This is a genomic window from Hymenobacter guriensis (assembly GCF_015773195.1).
GTDB lineage: Bacteria > Bacteroidota > Bacteroidia > Cytophagales > Hymenobacteraceae > Hymenobacter > Hymenobacter guriensis.
Genome location: NZ_JADWYK010000003.1, coordinates 95186 through 112859, shown reverse-complemented (window position 1 = coordinate 112859; position 17674 = coordinate 95186). Strand labels below are relative to the sequence as shown.

16 protein-coding genes are annotated in these 17674 nt (G+C 58.7%); 3 read left to right on the top strand and 13 right to left on the bottom strand.

Annotation, left to right across the window (positions count from 1 at the left end):
* Nucleotides 1–8: 8 nt before the first annotated feature.
* From I5L79_RS06430 to I5L79_RS06375, 12 genes are all read right to left on the bottom strand, one after another.
* The gene (locus I5L79_RS06430) at nucleotides 9–704 is read right to left on the bottom strand and encodes a hypothetical protein (protein ID WP_196954208.1); all 696 of its coding nucleotides are present in this window, start codon (nucleotides 702–704) and stop codon (nucleotides 9–11) included.
* Nucleotides 705–743: 39 nt separating this feature from the next.
* Nucleotides 744–1238, bottom strand: coding sequence for a hypothetical protein (locus tag I5L79_RS06425; RefSeq protein WP_196954207.1), 495 nt, complete (start codon nucleotides 1236–1238; stop codon nucleotides 744–746).
* Between the two features lie 128 nt (nucleotides 1239–1366).
* Nucleotides 1367–2827, bottom strand: coding sequence for a hypothetical protein (locus I5L79_RS06420; protein ID WP_196954206.1), 1461 nt, complete (start codon nucleotides 2825–2827; stop codon nucleotides 1367–1369).
* A gap of 61 nt (nucleotides 2828–2888) precedes the next feature.
* Complete coding sequence (locus tag I5L79_RS06415) at nucleotides 2889–3290, bottom strand: DUF6188 family protein (protein ID WP_196954205.1); 402 nt, start codon at nucleotides 3288–3290, stop codon at nucleotides 2889–2891.
* An 18-nt stretch (nucleotides 3291–3308) separates the two neighbouring features.
* The gene (locus I5L79_RS06410; protein ID WP_196954204.1) at nucleotides 3309–4784 is read right to left on the bottom strand and encodes a hypothetical protein; all 1476 of its coding nucleotides are present in this window, start codon (nucleotides 4782–4784) and stop codon (nucleotides 3309–3311) included.
* Between the two features lie 426 nt (nucleotides 4785–5210).
* Nucleotides 5211–8687, bottom strand: a complete 3477-nt coding sequence (locus I5L79_RS06405) for a hypothetical protein (RefSeq protein WP_196954203.1) — start codon at nucleotides 8685–8687, stop codon at nucleotides 5211–5213.
* An 80-nt stretch (nucleotides 8688–8767) separates the two neighbouring features.
* On the bottom strand, nucleotides 8768–9154 hold the full coding sequence (locus I5L79_RS06400) for a hypothetical protein (RefSeq protein WP_196954202.1): 387 nt from the start codon (nucleotides 9152–9154) through the stop codon (nucleotides 8768–8770).
* A gap of 73 nt (nucleotides 9155–9227) precedes the next feature.
* Nucleotides 9228–10676 (bottom strand): hypothetical protein, encoded by a 1449-nt coding sequence (locus I5L79_RS06395; RefSeq protein WP_196954201.1) that lies wholly within the window; start codon nucleotides 10674–10676, stop codon nucleotides 9228–9230.
* Between the two features lie 101 nt (nucleotides 10677–10777).
* Nucleotides 10778–11170, bottom strand: a complete 393-nt coding sequence (locus I5L79_RS06390) for a hypothetical protein (protein ID WP_149069572.1) — start codon at nucleotides 11168–11170, stop codon at nucleotides 10778–10780.
* A gap of 105 nt (nucleotides 11171–11275) precedes the next feature.
* Nucleotides 11276–12646, bottom strand: a complete 1371-nt coding sequence (locus I5L79_RS06385) for a hypothetical protein (protein ID WP_196954200.1) — start codon at nucleotides 12644–12646, stop codon at nucleotides 11276–11278.
* A 123-nt stretch (nucleotides 12647–12769) separates the two neighbouring features.
* Nucleotides 12770–13411, bottom strand: a complete 642-nt coding sequence (locus I5L79_RS06380; protein WP_196954199.1) for a DUF4272 domain-containing protein — start codon at nucleotides 13409–13411, stop codon at nucleotides 12770–12772.
* A 21-nt stretch (nucleotides 13412–13432) separates the two neighbouring features.
* Nucleotides 13433–14431, bottom strand: a complete 999-nt coding sequence (locus I5L79_RS06375) for a sugar phosphate nucleotidyltransferase (protein ID WP_196954198.1) — start codon at nucleotides 14429–14431, stop codon at nucleotides 13433–13435.
* 228 nt (nucleotides 14432–14659) lie between these two features.
* On the opposite strand from I5L79_RS06375, the gene I5L79_RS06370 reads away from it, so the two are divergent.
* From I5L79_RS06370 to I5L79_RS06360, 3 genes are all read left to right on the top strand, one after another.
* Nucleotides 14660–15238 (top strand): LemA family protein, encoded by a 579-nt coding sequence (locus I5L79_RS06370; protein ID WP_196954197.1) that lies wholly within the window; start codon nucleotides 14660–14662, stop codon nucleotides 15236–15238.
* A gap of 122 nt (nucleotides 15239–15360) precedes the next feature.
* Nucleotides 15361–15813 carry a TPM domain-containing protein gene (locus tag I5L79_RS06365; RefSeq protein ID WP_196954196.1) on the top strand — a complete coding sequence of 151 codons (453 nt, stop codon included), beginning with the start codon at nucleotides 15361–15363 and terminating at the stop codon, nucleotides 15811–15813.
* On the top strand, nucleotides 15810–16640 hold the full coding sequence (locus tag I5L79_RS06360) for a TPM domain-containing protein (RefSeq protein WP_196954195.1): 831 nt from the start codon (nucleotides 15810–15812) through the stop codon (nucleotides 16638–16640). Before I5L79_RS06365 ends, I5L79_RS06360 begins: the two co-directional genes overlap by 4 nt.
* An 86-nt stretch (nucleotides 16641–16726) precedes the next feature.
* Here I5L79_RS06360 and I5L79_RS06355 read toward each other — a convergent pair whose 3' ends face one another.
* Nucleotides 16727–17323, bottom strand: a complete 597-nt coding sequence (locus I5L79_RS06355) for an exonuclease domain-containing protein (protein WP_196954194.1) — start codon at nucleotides 17321–17323, stop codon at nucleotides 16727–16729.
* Nucleotides 17324–17674 lie beyond the last annotated feature (351 nt).

Genomic DNA, 17674 nt, shown 5'->3' with positions numbered 1-17674 from the left:
TCTCCCCGCTACAGCCGCTGCATGCGCCCGACTTTGGGGATTACCTGAATCAGGAAGCGTTTGTTCCGTTCTTCCTGCCCTTTCGTGGAAGGATAGCGCCCGGTGCCGTAGAATCCGCTTCCCCCGATGATAAGCTCAATGCTTTTGTCCTGACTGAAATTCAGGCCATTCTGCCGCCAGAGGTTAAGCAGATTGAGGGCGCGGCGGTAGCTGAGCTGATAGGCAAACTGCTCGTCGCGGCGGTTGCTGGCTTCGTTATAGAGGTAGCGTGCGGCCATGCCCTCCACTATCACCAAGTAACGCACGTTCTGGGCGCGGGAGCTGGCGCTGAGGCTGCGCAGCTGCTTCTGGAGCAGGCGCCCGGCAGCCAGTAGGGCCGGCTTGTCGCGCTCCTGAATTTCATCACGCCCGGCTTTGAACTGTACGTCCAGCTTCAGCTCGTAGCGCTCATTAGTGGCGTCGTAGCGGAAGTAGCGCCCCTCCAGCCGCCGCAGCGACTCCCGGATGCGCTGGATCTGCTCCAACTCAATGGCTTTGGCGCGCAACTCGCCGTTGGCTTCCTTCAACTCCTTTTCGCGGTCTTTGAAGAGCTTGAAGCTGTACACGAACAGCACCAGCATCACCACGAACAAGGACGTCATCAGGTCCACGTAGCTGGGCCAGAAGAAGTCATTGGATTCGCGGTTTTTGGAGGGGTTGTTCATGAAATAAGGTTGATTCTTGAAGAATTGTTGATTGCCTAGCTATTTATTGAGTTCAACTAGATTGGTTACTTGCTTTATCAACGGGGTAGAGTTGTCGAACGTGATGCATTTATCACTGATAAGGGTTTGAGAATAGTAAATATCAATTAGCTGTCGGTGCGCAACTACGCTTTTGCCGCTCCTAACGTACTGCAAATCATTGCCAACCTTCGTCACTACCTGATATTGTACACCGGCTCTGCCAATTCCCCTACTATCATAATAGTACACACCATTACCACCACATACCGCCAAGGAAACCAAAGCCGCATCAGTAGTGGAGACATGCTGGGCTTTACTGAGCCTAGGGCGAATGAGCAGGCGCTTTATGATTTCTTCAGTGGATAGCTTGCGGTACTGGGCTGGAATTTCGAGCATGATTATCTCATTCTGTTGCGCGTAGATTTTCGTCCTTACTCCTGCCAACAAAAACAGTAGTAATGCACAGCTAAGCCAGAGGGGGATGCAGACCTGGCTTTTGGAGGAGTTGCTCATAATGAGTTATTAAAGCGGAGCTATGCTGAGCTTGTCGAAGCATCTCTACCGCTTCGTCATGGTGGTAATCCAACGAAGCGGTAGAGATGCTTCGACAAGCTCAGCATGACGCTCTTCTACTGTATTGACTACTGAGGCTGCACGCCACCGAATAGCTTATCCAAAAACCGCTGGAAACGGTTTTTGGAGGTGGCCTTTACCAGCACCGTATTTAGGTTCGACAGCTCCGACAGAAGCTTGGCCTGAATCTGAGAGTCCAGCTCTACTTTGCGGAGCAGCTCGCGCTGGGTAGCCGTTACGTCGCGGCTCAGGGCCTGCTGGTTGGCATCCACACTCTTCAGCGGGTCGAGCTGGCGCATGATGCGCTCAAATACGTTGTCCTGGTTGATACGCTGGAAGTACTCGCCCCACTTTTCGTAGGCCTGCTGGGCGTCGCGCTCGTGGTACTGCAGGCGCTTCTGCATCAGGTCAGTCAAGGAAAGGCTGGCTTGGTCGAAGTATTGCTCGGTGCGGCTGCGCAGGGCATCCATTTCCTTTTGATGGCGCTGGAAGAAGTCGAGCTGGTGCTGGATGAGGTTGTCGTTCTGGCCGATGTACTGGCCCAGGTCGTTGATGCCCCGCTCAAAGCCGCGCAGACGGTCTAGAATGCCGGCCACGCTGTGGGCCGTATTGGTGCCCTCGGCCAGCATCTGGTTCAGCTTCTGCTGGTAGCCGGTGAACTGACTGAACATTTCGGCCGACTCCCGGACCTTTTCGAACACGGCAATATTGGCCGCCGCCATCTTGTCGTAACCGATGGTATCGAGGCGCTCCAGAAACTCGCTTTGCACCCGGATGTTCTCCGTTACCTTCTGCATCAAGGGGTTGAACAGCTCAATCTGCCCCACAAACTGCTGGTTGAAGGCATCGAGCACCGACTTGAGGTTGGTGAGCGAGCCGGCCATATCGGCGTGCAGCACCGGCAGCAGCTTCACCTGCAGGAAGGTGTAGTACTGGTTCTGGCGCTCATCTACACGCTGGCGGGCGCGGCGCACCAGGCCTTGGCCTAGCAGCGTAAGCAGCAGCCCCACGAAGGAGCCCGTCATGGCGATGAGTACGCCCGTAAGGAAAGGCCGCAGGGCATCCTCATCCGAAACCCCATTGCGAGCAATGCCTACCAGGCCTAGAATCACGCCCAGAAACGTGCCCAGCAGCCCCAGGTACAGCGGCGTGGCCATACCCGACTGCGCGTCGGTTTCGAGCACCTCGGAGCGGCGCTCCGAAATGTCCTTCAGAATGTCGAAGTCGGCCGCTGCACCTTTGTTGTGGCGCAGGTAGTCGTTGGTATCCAGCAGGATGTCGCGAAAGTCCTCGGTGGCGGGCTCGGCTTTCAGCAGATCGGCCAGGTAGGCATCGGCGGGGGCGTCGGCGGCGTAGTCGGGCAGGTCGCGGCCGTCGGGCGTAACGAGGCGGCGCTCCACGCGCAGGGCAGTTCGCTCGGGATAAAGCAACTCCAGCCGCCGGGCGCGGGCACGCGTCTGCAGGAACTCGCGTACCTGCAAGCCCACTACAACCAGTACAACGACCAGTTCGAGAATGATTTCCAGCATAGTGCTACGAAGCTACACAACTCGAAGTAAGATAGCAGTCGACTCTCCTGCTGATATAATATTAGAAGATGCTAGTGCACCCTACCCCACCATGCATAGTCAGCGCCTCCCTGACATTATGAACGTTCCTTTTGGTATAATGCCAGTTTTCATACGGGCCATCCTCCACCCGAAGCTCCCAGCCATTTATAAAAACCAGGAACAAGTTACCTACCCTATCTGCTAGCGCCGACTTCACCTCTACCTGAAACAGGTCATACCACACGGACCAGGCTTCTTTGCTTCTAGGTTTAAGCTGGCTTTCCTGACCGTAACGCGTTAACACAAACGGACCGTGAATATCTAAGTAGCTCTTCTCTGCATCATTGAAAATAAGCCGTGGCAAACCAGTAAACTGGACACTATTGACTTCTAAGCCAACAATGGGTAGTTCGTAGTATCTACCAACCTCTCTTACTTTCATAAATTAAGCCTTAGGGCTTTACTCAAACCGAATAGCCGCTTTCTGCTCGATCTGCCAGGCGCTGCCTACGCGGCGGAGGGTGCCATCTTCCTCCGTGACGATGCGCGACACCGAGCCGCTGGGCTGCTGGTAGCGGCAGGCCTCACGCAAGGAATACTGGGCGCTCTGAATAGCGTAGGCATGCACGGCCGGATTCGGATTCACGCGGAACGTGGCCGTGTCGGGGTTCTGGGGGTTGAGGCTGATTTGGTAGATGCTGTCGTGCTGGGGCTGGTCCGAGAGGTCGTACTCGCTGAAGCCGCCATTCACGGGCACCTTCACGTAGCGCAAGGCCGGGCCAGGCGCGGCGGGACGCTCCGGCGTCGGCAGCTGCACCGTCGGTACCAGGCTGTCGAACTCATCCCGACTGTCCGGCGTCGGAGTATTTGTTGAGGCGGCCGCAGCATCGTAGGCGGAAGGAGCCTCGCTGATATTTGTAAACGGAGTAGCAGTTGGTGCCGGAGCTTCGGCAGCCGGGGCGGGCGCTGGCTTGGGCATTGGCGCAGGAGCCGGCGCCGACCGAGGCTTTTCCACCGGCCGGGGCTGCGGCTGGCCCTGGCCGGGGTTCGGCCGCACCGCCGTAGCGGCGGGCGCGGCAGCAACCGGGCGCTTGCCCAGTTCCTCGGCCACGCGCTGCTGCACTAACTGCTCAATCTGCTGGCGCAGCTCGGGCGTGAGGCGGGCCGGGGTTGAGCCACTACTCGTGCCGGGACTGGTTTGCAGGGCCTGAATTTCGTCCCGGCGCTTATCGATGCGGCTGCTCAACTCCTTCTGAAATCCATCGAGGCTGCGGCGCATGAGCACGTACAGAAACAGGCTCAGCAACGACACAATCAGCGCTAGCGGGGCAAAGAACTTGCTCATCAGGCTTTCCCCGCTCCCACTGCGGGCGGGCGCGGCGGTTACTGTATTATCTGAGGTAAGCTCCTCCCCTACCGGGGCAGCCGCGTCCTCTGTCATCGTGGTGTCGGGAGCTGCTTCAGCGGCCGAAGCAGCTACATCGGTGGGCGGGGTGCCGTTCTGCACGTAGCCGTTCAGCTGAGTTGCCAGGGCTTCCACGGCCTGCATCCGGGCCGGGTTGCCTCGCCGGGCCGGTGAGGACTTCAGCCGGTTGATGATTTCCGTAGCCAGCTTCTGCACCCGCGCCTTGTCCGAGCTCAACCCTTTGTACATCACGCCCCGACCTTCCAGCGGCTGGTACAGCGCACTGTACACCCGCTGGCTGTCGGCTTTAATGCTGCTGGCAAACTCCTTTAGTCCGTCGCCGCAGCGCAGGGAGTTTTTGAGGTTGGGCCGGCCGGTGTCGTCGTACACAAACTTAATGGTAGCGCACCAGATCTGCACTTTCTGCTCGTCGAGCGTGGGCTGCCCGAGGGCCGTTTGAGCGTGGCTGCTGGCTGCCGCTAGGAGAAGCAGGCTGGTGGAGAAGGTAAGTAAGCGCAAGGTAAAGTTCATTGGGCGGCTAAGCATCTGGTGGGGAATGGTTCTTATTACACTTAGTCGCTCTCATAAGTCCACATATCTCTGTATTCTTTCAGAGAATATGCATTTACAAACGCCTGAGGAACGACTAGGATATTGGAAAAATAAGCTACTTCCATGCAGTCTTCCGTCAGAAATACGCACTTCTTGCCAGTGTATACCTCAGTCTTATGGAAGCTGTAAATAGCGTCTTCGTGTGTTAGTGCCTCAATAAGCTTCTCACGATTCGTCAAAGAAACCAAGTACGTTTCTTCCTGCCCTAAAACAGAATAGCCTATGCTTAGCAGATTATCTAATAGCCCTTCATCATTGCTTACATGATAAAAGAGAACCACAGAGTAATCCGGCAACCACCTGAAAGTGTCTATCAAAAACAAATAGTCCCTATTTCTTGGTCTGCTATGCATTTGGACTCTGCAACTCTCGGCTCAGGTTGTACAGCGCTTGTTTCAGGGGGAGGAAGAACAGGGTTTCCGGCAAGGTTTCGTCGGCCGACAAGAGGCGCTGGAACTGGTGCAGACCCAGGCTCAGGCTGTCCTCGATTTCACGGAGTAGAATGTCTTTCACGCGCTGCCGGTCCACGTCCACGCCCACTTCGCGCATATAAGGCGCTACTTCGTCGCCTTCCAGCACTAGCGTGAGGAAGTTGCGCACATTGTCGAGCACCTGCGTTTTCAGATCAGCATCTACCTGGGCCAGCTTGAGGCGGCGCTGCCCGATTTCGCCCGAGTCTGGCGCGCCGGTGAACTTCACGGGCTTGATCCGGTCGTAGTCGGCGGTGGAGGCCCCGTCTTCGTAGAGCACGCCGCCGTTAGTGGTGGCTTCCTTGGGGTTGTCGGCCAGAATCACACGAAAGTTATGCGGCGGCTCGGTGCCGGTTACGGCCTGGAAAATGGCTTTCGTAATCTTCTCAATAGCCCCCAGGTTACTGCCTCCGGCCAGCAAGCGCAGGTACAGGCTGCCTTTGCCGGAGAAGCAGAGGTAACGCGGCGTTTTCAGGCCGAGGTGCTGCACCAGTTGGGCAGTATGATAAATGATGCTGGTGTAGTGCAGGTAGAACAGCACCCGCAACTGCCGCCCTTTGCCCAGACCCAACGCCTGCGAGAAACGCAGGGCATCGTCGTACTTAAACAGCAGTGAGGTCACGTCGGCCGAGCCGAAGTCGGCGTTGCGCAGGGCTGCGTTCAGGTAGCCTTTATACTCCTGGTTCTGCTCCGAGTCGGGCAGGCTTTCGGCATGGGCCACACCCAAGCGCAGCAGGCCGTTTTGCTTGGGCGCCCCCTGCACGCGGGCGTACCCGTCGCCCCACAGGTCGTCGCCGGCAAAGCGGAACGAGGTGCTGAAGGCCGGATGCTGCTCGGCAAACACCAGCAAGTCGGTGGTGCCGCCGCCGATGTCGATGTTGATGACGTTTTCGTCGCGGTTGGGTACTACCTGATTGGTGGCCGTGAGGTAGTAGTACGGCGCCACCGACTCGGTGAGGCAGATGGTGGAGCGGCGCACCTTGAACACCTCCTGGAATTTCTCGTCCCACACCTGCTGGAACTGGTTACGCAGGAACCCGTCAAAGCTCAGCGGGGCAAACCACACCACACGGGTATCTTCCAGAATACCGCCGTGCAAAGCCGCCTTGTGGCGCATCAGCAGCAGCATTTCCTTGAAGAAGGCCTCAATGCGCGACACGCCCTGCGGGTCCAGCTCCGCCGACCACTTCAGGTTGGTCACAAAGCGGTTCTGGGGCAGCTCCGAAAGGGTTTCGGTGTTAATGCTGAAGCCCACGTTGATGTTGCTGAGCACCTTGGCCGGCTCGTTGGCGAAGCTCAAGGTTTCGCACACGGCCGTTCGGATCGGAAACTCATACGCGGAGCCGCCTTCGCCAATAAAGCTGGGCACAAACTCGCGGGTTTGGAGCGTAGCCACATCACTCTGCAGTTGCCCGGCACCTGAGCGGTAGCGCTGCGTAGCCGACTGCCCAGCATCGGGCAGCGGGGCGTGCAGCCACTCCACTTGCACGTCGGCCTCGCCAATGGTGAAGGGACGCGGATGCGCCCGGGGGCTGTCGGCGTAGGCAATGTGGGTGTTGGTGGTGCCAAAGTCCACGGCGAAGGTGAAGCGACGGGTACCGCGCTCCAGCTCACGCCAGCGCGGCACTACCAGGCCCCGGGCCGGGGCAGCTCCCAGCACGGCGGGCGGGCAGGTAAGCTCGGCAATATCGAAGTGGGTGCCGGTAATTTCGTAGTAGGTGCTGCCGGCGCTGGCCACGCTTTTGGTAGTCCGCTCCTGGCGGGTAGCGCGGCGGGCGGCACCCTGGTCGGTTATCCGCTCCCCACCGGCAAAGAAGGCCAGCTCGTAGCGGCGCTGCAGCATGGTAGGCGAGTTGTCGGCATCCACCAGCATCACCTTGTACAGGTCGTTGTACTCAGGCTGCTGGCGGAACACGTAGAACGGGAAAATGCCCACGCCCACGTTGGCCCGTACAATGCGGCCTTTTTCCAGAATTTCGCGACCCTGCGCGTCTTTCGGGTTCTGCGGGTTGGTATAGTAGCTGCGCTCGAAGGTGATGAAGCGGCCACCCTGCACCGGCACCCGCAGCTGCACGCGCACGTGGTTCAGGTCGATGGTGAAGGTAAGCAGCTCGGCCAGTTCGTGCTCCGTGAAGTACTCAAAGAAGGCCTGACGCAACGGCAGCAGGTAGGGAAAACGGGCCCGCCCCTGCCCATCAGCCCCGTACTGGAACGTAACTTTGCCGGTATGGTAGCGCTGGGTATTTAACTCGTAAGGCAGCTCTACCAGAGAATCTTCCAGGAAGTCCCCAACGGTCAAATAAGGGTACTTGAAGCCTTTGCCGGGCAGCACGCGGCTTTCCAGCGCCAGCTCATCGTGGTAGGGCACGGGTGTGCGGTCATCCCAGGGCTGGCCGTTGAGGTAGTTGGCCCCGGCCATGGTCAGATTCGGGCGCAACACCAACGGGCGCGGACGGCCGGTGCCGGCTTCACGCGTGGGCTGAATGAACAGGTCGGAGCTGGTCACGGCCGACTGGTCGGCGCGGCCGGGCAGCGGCACGCCTTTTACGGTTACCAGGTTGCCCTGAGCATCGGGCAACGCCGGGAAGCGGCTCTGGTACTGCTGGGCTGTCCGGTCACCCTGCATCTGCATTTGGTTGATGCGGGTGCGGTCGAGGGCGGCATATACGCTGCCGGCAAACTCGCGGCCGCGCAGCTGTGGATAGGCCAGAAACAGCTCGTACACAAACTCCTGAAACTGCGGGTCGCGTTGCTCCAGCAAGACGGTCTGCCCATCAAAGTAATGCCCCCGGGCCTGCGGACGCTCCAGATCCAGCGGCTTCACGGCCGGGCCGGTAAACAGCAGGGTGAGCGGCGAGGTGCCCCCCAGCAGGCGCGGACCGCCCGCCAGCTCCGGCGACTCATAGAAGATGAGGTACATGTCGGAGAAGCCCTGGAAGCGCTGGTCCTGGAAGAACAGCTGCAGGGTTTCGCCCAGCAGACGGGTGCCTTCCTCGCTGCGCATCTTCCGGATTTCGGCCTCTGTGTTCCAACGGCGCAGCGTGATTTTGCGGCCAGCCTGGGAGTAGAGGTGGAAGTTGTAAAGCAGCTCCAGCAAGTCCCAGTAGTGCGTCACCAACTCGTGGTACACCGAGCCGGGGTTGCGCTGCCCTTCGCGGGCCAGGAAATCAAACGCCGTTTCAAACAGGTGCATCCGCGCAAACGGCGTCGGGATGCTGATTGCCAGGTTACGGGCCTTACCGCCGGTGGGGTCGGTTACGGTGTTGATTTCAGTACTGGTGACGGGGGCAGTTTTCTGCCAGCCTTGAACTTGCTGGGAACCGTTATTGTGCAGGCGAAGGACTTTAGCCATTCTGAGTTTGCTTGGTTAATGGAACCGCAGTAGAAAAGCGGTGGGGCGGCGGGAGAAGAAAGTCAGAAATCAAGAGCGCGTCATGCTGAGCTTGTCGAAGCATCTCTACCGCTTTGTTGAAGAAGTAAGTCGTTCCAGTTATCTAGTAATGACGCGTAGAACGAGGCAGAAGCAGTTGTTTGATATTCGTTGTCAAGTGCATTTACCTCTAAGCCGCAGAGCATTGAAATGATGCTTTCAATATCCTCATCAGGAAGACTGACATAGCAGAAACTAGCGTGCTTGTTCTGATTATCATGCTGACTTGGCTTGTCGATTTCTTCGTCTGCGAGGATATCGGCAATGCGCTGGGCTAATTCAGGCTTACCATCTTTCTCTAAGAGTTTGAGAGTAGTAGTAAGTGTAGAGAAAGCAAGACCGTTGCTTTGTTCCTTGAGCCGCTTATACCCACCTACTTTCATTTTCAAGAGTAAAAGTCATTTAAACGAAGCGGTAGAGATGCTTCGACTGCGCTCAGCATGACGGCCTAGCGGCTAACGCTTACACCACTTTCACCTTCTCCTCGAAGGCCTTGTCGGTTACATCGTAGAACAGGGCCAGCAGCTTCTTAAAGTTGTCGGGCTCGTTGATGGACTTGTCGGCTTTGTTGAGGTTATCGAGCAGCCAGTTGTGGCTAAGGCCTTTGTTGAAGAAGTCGTTCCACTTCTTTTCCACGGGCTTGCCAGCAATCATGGCGTTGAAGTCGTCGGTGTTCAGGTCGAAGGGGCGAAAGGCGCGGCGGTTCTGGGAAAGTTCCTGGAGCCACTGGTCTATCCCGAACTCGGGGCTGTGCAGCAGGTTGTTCAGCTCCCGGAAGATGGGCTCGTTGCGCAGGGCATAGTCCAGCTTCAGGTTGTCGTGGTAAGGCGCCTTATCAGTGGGCAGGTGCTGCTTGTGGTAGCGCGAGAAATACAGCATCTGCGTGAGGTGCTTGGCTACCAGTTCGCGGGTTTCGTCGGGCAGGTGGCCAAACTGCACCTCCATCGAGTCGCCACCCAGGCCATATTCGTGGAAGTGGGGCGCGCCGCTGCGCAGCTCGGCATCGGAGTACTGCATAAAGTCCACGATGCTGAGGGCGGCCAGCAGCTCGATCAGGTGAGCTTTGTTTTTCTGCTGGGTACCGCCAGGCTGGTTGTCGTAGGGCGTATCGGGCGTGTCGGCGAGGTAGTACAGCGCGTCCAGGCCCGGCAGGTTGTGTTCGTAGTAGCTAAGCGCCGCCTTAGTCTTGGTCAGGAAGTTGTTGGAGTCGATAACCTGATTTTCCTCGCTCTGCAGCGCGAAATAGGGCATCACCGTCACGGCACCGGTCAGCGCCTCGCGCAGGTAGCGGGCGTTGCTGAGGCGGGTATTCGAGTCTTTCAGGTTCTTGAGCAGCAGCGGGAAACCAGCCGCCCCGGTCCCACCAAAGATGCTCGATACGAAAAACACCCGGTCACCTTCCTGGAAATTGTCGGCGAAAAACCGCATTTCCGGGCTTTCCACTACCTTATTCAGCACCACAGAGCCCACGTTGGGCGAGCCGCGGAAGCCGATGGTGAGCGGGCTTTCCAGGTTATCCTGGGTGAAGAGCAGCTCCACCATAGCCTTGGAGTCCACGGAAAGCTGGTCGTAGTGCAGGTACTGGCGGAAGCTCTGATTGATGCCGCCGAAGTCGAAGATGAAGGTGTCCTTTACGCCGCCATTGGCATCGGCCGAAATATTGCTCAGCGTGCTGATGTCGGTTTTGAAGAAGCCTTCCTCTTGCTGTCCCAGGCGGCGGTGTACCTGCTGGTAGCTTTGCAGCAACGCCACCGTGCGGTTCATGTCGCCGTTGTGTGCGTCGGGGTCGATGATGATGGGCACCACCCGGTCGCAGTTGGGCAGCTCTACGCCCGAGGCCAGTAGCATGGTCAGGGAGCGAATCACGCGGGAACCCGTGCCGCCGATGCCAAATAAAAACAGTTTAGCCATGAGAAGTAATGAGTATTGGGTATTGAGTATGTAGAAATGGGATTGAGTTTACAGCAACATTGGCTCATGCCAACTCACGACTCAATACCCAATACTCAATACTAAAACGGGGTGGTGCTGGCGTTGGTGGAGGTGCGCTTGAGCAGCAGGGAGAACAGGAAAAACCAGAGCATGCTCAGCACCGCGTTCCAAGTGGCCAGCCAGTAGATGTAGCTGTGCTGGGTAGCCTGCTGGGCGCTGGTTTGCCAGAGGGTGATAACGAAAGCCAGCACCGCGTTCAGTGCCAGGAAAATGCCCCAGTGGCGTCCCTTATTGAAAGTAGCCACGCCCATAGCGCGGTTGATGCCTAGGTAAAACAGCAGCACCAGCGCCAGAGAAAGGCCCCAGTTCAGCAGCCCCAGGTTGGGAAAGATAACGTCGCGGTACACGGGCGTATCGGCGGGCGGCTGGGGCTGGCCGATGAGTTCGTAGATGGTCTGAAACAGTGCTTTCATAGAAGCTGAGGGAAACGCGGGAATAAGTTAGAAGAGAGGTACGCGGGGAGGATGAAACGGCAAAAGGCCGCATATAGTGTACGCAGCGCGGTTGCGGCGGGGAAATTACCGGGCCGGCTGCAGAGTCAGGTCGATACGAAAGATGGGTTGGGCGTCCTGCTCACCGGTGGTTACGGCCTGTACCCCATCTACCAACGAACTGAGGGCAAACGTCTTGGCGCCGCTCTGATTGGGGTTGCTGTCGTTTTTGGTGGTCCACTGATTTACCCAGGCCGGCCGCCGGTCATTCAGTACCACTTGCAGGGGCCGGGCCGCTTTGCCCAGACGCGTGAGGCGCACTTTCACAAAGTGGGTGTAGCCGGACTCAGGGCCGCTGCTGGCGCGAGTCTGTTCGGTGGCCGCAAACACCTGGGTGATTTTGGCGTCAGTGTCCTGGCCGATGAGTTGGAGATTTTGCTTAAGGTAGGCCACGTCTTGGTACAAAGCCGGCAAGGCTTTCAAGTTCAGACCCAGCACAAACTCCACCGGCTGCGCGGCAGAGGCTTCGGCTACCGTAATGGTGTGGTAGGAAGCCCCTGCGGCTCGCTTGCTGGCGCCTTCATCCCCGTAGTACCAGCTGCCCTGGTTCTGGAATTTGCTCAGCAACGACGACGCAGGTACCGGATACGTAACCCCAAAGTGCGCCTGCTCGGCCGACTGCTTGCTGAGTAGGGCGGCATCGAAGCGGCGCACGGCGTCGGCGGGGCCCAGCACCCAGAAGTAGTAGGGAATATCGGTGTCGCAGCAGCTGGCACGCTTGGCCCCGGCGGTTTTCAGGGCCGGGTAAAAGGCGCCCTTGAAGTCGGAGGTGAAGCCGTAGACCGACACGGCCAAGTCGGAGCGGCCGGCGCGGTTCAGGGCGTCGGTAATATCGGTTTTGATGTAGGGAATGGCGCCGGCGTTTTTCGGAGAGTAGATAAAGTCCGAAATCAGTACGCTCACGGAGCCGGGCTGGTAATAGCGGCTCACCAGCGTATCGAGCACCGAGGGAATATCCGTGCTCTTGGCCGGCTCCTGAATACCCCCACGCACTGTACCCGAGAGCTGCTGGTACGAGTCGCGGTAAGGCTTTTCCTTGATGCGGAAGAACTGCTTTTGCTGGACGGCCGTGCTGCGGTTTACATCCGACAGAAATTGGGCCACGTGCTGCTGAAACCGGGTATTCTCGGCCCCACCACCGGGCTTGGGCATAAACCCTTCCATCGACCCCGACACTTCCAGAAACACGTTCACCTGCGCGAGTGGCGCATTGCTAGCTTCGCTGGGCGCAGCGGTATTTTTGGACGCTACGGCCCCGGGCACTTCCGTAGGCGGCACTTCGGCGGGCGTAGTGGCAGTGCCGCCTTCCGATTTGATGTCTTCCCGGGAATAGCAGCCAGTGAGCAGCAAGGTGGCTGCCACGGCCGGCAGCAGGGTAAGCAAAGTGGGTTTTCGCATCGGGCCAAAGTACAGGTTGGCGGCCGAAGCCGCAACCCCGCGTACTGCCAAGCCCGGCGGAAGGTTGTGCGCCGGCGAGGCGAGTGGCAGAAATTTAGTTACCGGCCCACGCTTTCATAGCCGCTACGTGCTCATTTCCACGTCGTCCCAGTCTTGAGCCCGGTTGAAAATCCACTCCAGGCCTTTACGGCGCTCATACACCAGGCTCTCCGATACCAGCGCCTCGCGCCCCTGCAGGCGCTCATCCACGCAGTACCAGTGCAGTCGATAATAATAGTCCAGCATGCGGTACAGCTCCTCAATGGGCCGCAGTTGCTGCACCCGCGCCAGTTTTGTGTTATCCTCCCCCGCCTCCAGGTTGGGCAGCCTAGCGGCCATATCGTCGCCGCACCATTTGGTGGGCACCAGCTCCGGCGTCATGCCGGTGGCCCACATCATCGCCCAAAGGCTTTCCAGGCTCCAGCGCAGGTTAATCAGCTCCTGCTCCGTGAGTTCTTCGTTGCTTTTGCGGAGCAGAAGCTCCTCTTCTGCTGACAAAAACACGAGCAAATCCTGCTCGGCAAGCCAGTCACGGATAATGCCTACCGGGGCCTGAAAGGAAATATTGATCAGCGCGTTCAGCACGCTCATTCGGCCCTTTACCTCCTCTGTCGAGCGCACCGCCGGCGTATCCAGGATCGGAAGCCAGTCGCAGATGCGGCCACCCAGGGCCAGCACCTTGCCTTCTGACTCCGCTTTCGCTTGAAACTTGAATTCGTCGTTCATCCCTGCACCACTAAATAGCCGTTAGCTGTAGTCTATTTCCGTGTTGTCGCCGATGTTGAGGCTGTGGTTCATCCCGCGGAACGAAGCGTCGGAGCCCACGATGCAGTCGTGCAGCACGGCGGAGCGCAGCTCGGAGTAGGAGCCAATAATGGCGTCGCTGAGGATGGTGTTCCGTACGATGGTCCGGTCGCCGATGGCCACGTTGGGGCCAATGATGGCGTGCGAAATCTGACAGTCGCGGCCGATGCTGACGGGCGGGATAATGATGGTATCCGGAAACTCGGGGTACTCGCGGCGGCCCAGAAACTCGGGGCGGTTGAGCAGGCGGGCGTTGGCTTCGAGCAGGGTTTCCTTGCGGCCGCAGTCAAACCAGTTGTCTACCGGCGTGGTCGTGATGGCCTCACCTTGCTGAATCATGCGCATAAGGGCATCAGTCAGTTGAAACTCGCCGTGGGTGCGCTGATCTTCGTCGATGATCTGCTCCAGGGCCTGGGCCAGTCCTTCCGGGTTGGCAATCTTGTAGAGGCCCACCATAGCGTAGTTGGACTTCGGAATCTTGGGCTTCTCCACCACCTTGGTTACGCGGCCGCCGGCGCCGGTTTCCACCAGCCCAAACATCGTAGGAGTCTTCACTTCCTTCACGGCCAGCACCGTGCCGGGCGTGCGCAGCAGCTGCGCCAGGTCGATGTCCACGATAGTATCGCCGAGCAGGATAAGCACGCCCTCGTCGTGGCGGAACGTGTCGCGGGCCAGCCACAGGGCGTGACCGATGCCCTCCCGCGGCTCCTGCACCACAAACGTAGCCTGCAGCGCCGGGTACTGGCGGCGCACGTAGCGCTCCACTTTCTCGCCCAAGTAGCCGATGATGAACACAAACTCCTCGATGCCCGCGGCCTGGAGCCGGTCGATGATGTGACCCAGGATGGTGGTGCCCGCCACGGGCACCAGCGACTTGGGCTGGGTGTGCGTGTGAGGGCGCAGGCGGGTGCCGATACCAGCAACGGGAATAACTGCTTTCATACCAAAACGGGCGAGGAATAGATTCGCAAAATACAGATTCGATTGGTTTGGCCAGCCTGTATACAACCGGCGGCGCCCGAATTCGTACTGGCAGCACGTGTATATAGGATTTCTTCCATAGGTTTGGTTGACCAAGCTCCGCCGTACCGCCTCGTATAACCGCCCCTTCGGCTCAGCAGTTTTCCTCTTGTTTTCTCTCTCCCTCACTTCCTTTTTCCAACTTCTTCTATGAAACGTTTCCTTCTCTACTTTGCCGGTCTGGTGATTATGCTCAGCCAGACTTCCTGCGGCTACAACTCCATGGTGCAGAAAGATCAGGCCGTAAAAGCCCAGTGGGCCAACGTGCAGAACAGCTACCAGCGCCGCTCCGACCTGATTCCGAACCTGGTAAATACCGTAAAAGGCGCCGCCAACTTCGAGAAATCGACGCTGACGGAGGTGATTGAAGCGCGTGCCAAGGCCACCAGCGTGCAGGTGAACTCCGACCAGCTGACGCCCGAAAACATCAAGAAATTCCAGGAAGCTCAAAGCCAGGTTTCGGCCGGGCTGGGCCGCCTGCTGGCCGTTTCGGAAAACTATCCTGATCTGAAAGCCAACGCCAACTTCCAGGAGCTGCAGGCCCAGATTGAAGGCACCGAAAACCGCATCAACGTGGAGCGCCAGAAGTTCAACACCGTCACCAACGACTACAACGGCTACATCAAGTCGTTCCCGAACAATCTTTTTGCCGGCATGTTTGGCTTCGCCGAGAAGCCTTACTTCGAGGCCGATGCCAGTGCTCAGAAAGCTCCCACGGTACAGTTTTAATCTGGTTTAAGGGGACTTTGGGACTTAGGGACTTGGTTGTGTTCAAAGAAGATTCCAAACGCGGTTTTTCAGAACCTCAACCAAGTCCCCAAGTCCCAGAGCCCCTAAGCCCCCAACCACCCATGACCAACCCGCTCACGCCCCAGCAGGAAGCTTCGCTCATAGCCGCCATCCGGCAGGCTGAGGTGCGCACTTCCGGGGAAATTCGCGTGCATCTGGAAAACCAGTGCCCTACTCCCGAGCCACTGGACCGCGCCGCGCAGGTTTTTGCCCAGCTCAACATGCAGCACACCGCGCAGCGCAACGGGGTGCTGTTCTACGTGGCCTGGGACTCGCGGCAGTTTGCCGTGATTGGCGACGCCGGCATCAACGCCGCCGTGCCCGATGACTTCTGGGAAAGCACTAAGGAAATAGTGCTCGACAATTTCCGGCTCAACAAGTTTGTGGTGGGCCTGGAGAAAGGCATCCAGCTGGTGGGCGAGCAGCTACAGCGGTATTTCCCCTACGATGCCACCACCGACCAGAACGAACTCGACGACTCCATCTCGTTTGGCGACTCCGCGCCACGCAAATGACCGTATCTACTCTTAGGTTTTTTCGGCTGAAGCCAACGGCATGGTGCCTGCCGCTGCTGGCTCTGTGGTTGCTGGTTACTTCGGCAGCTGTGGGCCAGAATCTGCCACCCCGGCCCTCTCCTGCGCGCCTAGTCAACGACCTGGCCGGCCTGCTCAGCCCCGACGAAGAAGCCCGGCTGGAGCAGAAACTGGTAGCCTACAACGACTCTACCTCCTCGCAGATTGCCATCGTTACGGTGCAGACGCTGGACGGCTACGAGGTAGCCGACTACGCGCAGCGCCTGGGCGAAAGCTGGGGCGTGGGGCGCAAAGGCAAAAATAACGGCTTGCTGATCCTGGTCAGCAACGTGGAGCACAAAGTGACCATTCAAACCGGCTACGGCTTGGAGGGTGCCATTCCCGATGCACTGGCCAAGCGCGTTATCAGCAACGTTATCGTGCCCAATTTCCGGGCGGGCCAGTACTATACCGGTCTGGATGAGGCCACCACCCGCCTGATTGCGCTGGCCAGCGGCGAGTACAAGGCTGAGCCCCGCGCCACCGGCGACTATGAAGACAGCAGTGGCTCCGGCTGGATGTTCTGGGTGATACTCGGCATTCTGATCATCATCCTCATTTCCCGTATGCGCGGCGGGGGTGGTGGCGGAGGCGGCTTTGGCGGCCGCCGCAACCGGGGTTTCGGGGGCGGATTTATTCCGCCTATCATCCTGGGTGGCGGTGGTTTTGGGGGTGGCGGCTTCGGCGGTGGCGGCGGTGGGGGCGGCGGCGGCTTCGGTGGCTTCGGTGGCGGCTCCTTTGGCGGCGGCGGTGCCTCCGGTGACTGGTAGAAGCGAGATGGTGAAATAGTGAAGTGGTGAGTTTGATGTTCTGCTTGTGCCATTCGTGCGGCCAGAACACCAAACTCACCACTTCACTATTTTACCATTTTATACCCCGGTAGCTCATAAAACGGACGGAGCAGCTGCACCACATCCAAGGCATCGGCCAGGGCCTCGTGGGCTACGGTGTCGTCCTCGAAGCCGGCGCGGGCCTTACACGTTTGCATGGTAGGCAGACGAGTGTCCTTGTGCCAGTTCAGGTAGAAGGCTGCCGGGTCGAGCATGGCGGGCTCGGCACGTACCAGGGTTCCATAGCCCGGCAGCTCCCGCAGAAACCTTAGGTCGAACACCGCAATGTTTTTGCCGGCCATTGTGACGGCCACGCAGTCGTGCTTATCGGTTTTGAAGCCGTGCGCCAGCAGGAACTCCCGCAGCTGGGGTAGCAGTTCCTCCGGCGTGCATAGCTCCGGGTTGGGCTCCTTTCGGGCCAGCTCCGCCAGCAGGCGGGCATTCAGGGCCAGGGCACCGGCCGTGCCTGTGTACTCCGGGTGGCGCACTACGCGCCGAAAGGCGGGCAGTTCTGCCAACGGCCGCAGCTGCCTGGTGTCTTCCACCACGGCAGCCAGCTCCAATATCTGGTGGCGCTGTGGGTTGCTGCCGGAGGTTTCGAGGTCGAGGGAGAGGTAGCGCATACGTAGCCTCTACGCGAAGGCACGCTACCGGGATAAGCAGCTGAACAGGGTAGCGCACTTTTAGTAGTGCAGGCCTCTGGTATTGCAGGTTTCCGAATGCCTTTTATGCCTCCTCCCGAACAGCTTACCTGCTTAAAATCAGGGCAGAGCACCGTCATTTACCATCCTCTCGCTGGCTGCCCGGGCAGCAATATGCTGCCCCCAAAGTTGCCGTAACCAGAAGCTGTTCAAGTGAAAACGATAAGCCGGGGCCTCGTGGGGGCAAAGAAAGAAGGGAAAAGCCGCCCCGAAAAGAAAGCGGATACCGGCTGCCGGCGTGCAACCCTCTCAGCCCTTCGCACCTCTATACCT

Coding starts and splice junctions, on each gene's coding strand:
- I5L79_RS06430 (WP_196954208.1), bottom strand. CDS start 704: ATGAACAACCCCTCCAAAAACCGCGAATCCAATGACTTCTTCTGGCCC.
- I5L79_RS06425 (WP_196954207.1), bottom strand. CDS start 1,238: ATGAGCAACTCCTCCAAAAGCCAGGTCTGCATCCCCCTCTGGCTTAGC.
- I5L79_RS06380 (WP_196954199.1), bottom strand. CDS start 13,411: ATGAACGACGAATTCAAGTTTCAAGCGAAAGCGGAGTCAGAAGGCAAG.
- I5L79_RS06395 (WP_196954201.1), bottom strand. CDS start 10,676: ATGGCTAAACTGTTTTTATTTGGCATCGGCGGCACGGGTTCCCGCGTG.
- I5L79_RS06365 (WP_196954196.1), top strand. CDS start 15,361: ATGACCAACCCGCTCACGCCCCAGCAGGAAGCTTCGCTCATAGCCGCC.
- I5L79_RS06390 (WP_149069572.1), bottom strand. CDS start 11,170: ATGAAAGCACTGTTTCAGACCATCTACGAACTCATCGGCCAGCCCCAG.
- I5L79_RS06415 (WP_196954205.1), bottom strand. CDS start 3,290: ATGAAAGTAAGAGAGGTTGGTAGATACTACGAACTACCCATTGTTGGC.
- I5L79_RS06410 (WP_196954204.1), bottom strand. CDS start 4,784: ATGAACTTTACCTTGCGCTTACTTACCTTCTCCACCAGCCTGCTTCTC.
- I5L79_RS06405 (WP_196954203.1), bottom strand. CDS start 8,687: ATGGCTAAAGTCCTTCGCCTGCACAATAACGGTTCCCAGCAAGTTCAA.
- I5L79_RS06375 (WP_196954198.1), bottom strand. CDS start 14,431: ATGAAAGCAGTTATTCCCGTTGCTGGTATCGGCACCCGCCTGCGCCCT.
- I5L79_RS06370 (WP_196954197.1), top strand. CDS start 14,660: ATGAAACGTTTCCTTCTCTACTTTGCCGGTCTGGTGATTATGCTCAGC.
- I5L79_RS06385 (WP_196954200.1), bottom strand. CDS start 12,646: ATGCGAAAACCCACTTTGCTTACCCTGCTGCCGGCCGTGGCAGCCACC.
- I5L79_RS06355 (WP_196954194.1), bottom strand. CDS start 17,323: ATGCGCTACCTCTCCCTCGACCTCGAAACCTCCGGCAGCAACCCACAG.
- I5L79_RS06420 (WP_196954206.1), bottom strand. CDS start 2,827: ATGCTGGAAATCATTCTCGAACTGGTCGTTGTACTGGTTGTAGTGGGC.
- I5L79_RS06360 (WP_196954195.1), top strand. CDS start 15,810: ATGACCGTATCTACTCTTAGGTTTTTTCGGCTGAAGCCAACGGCATGG.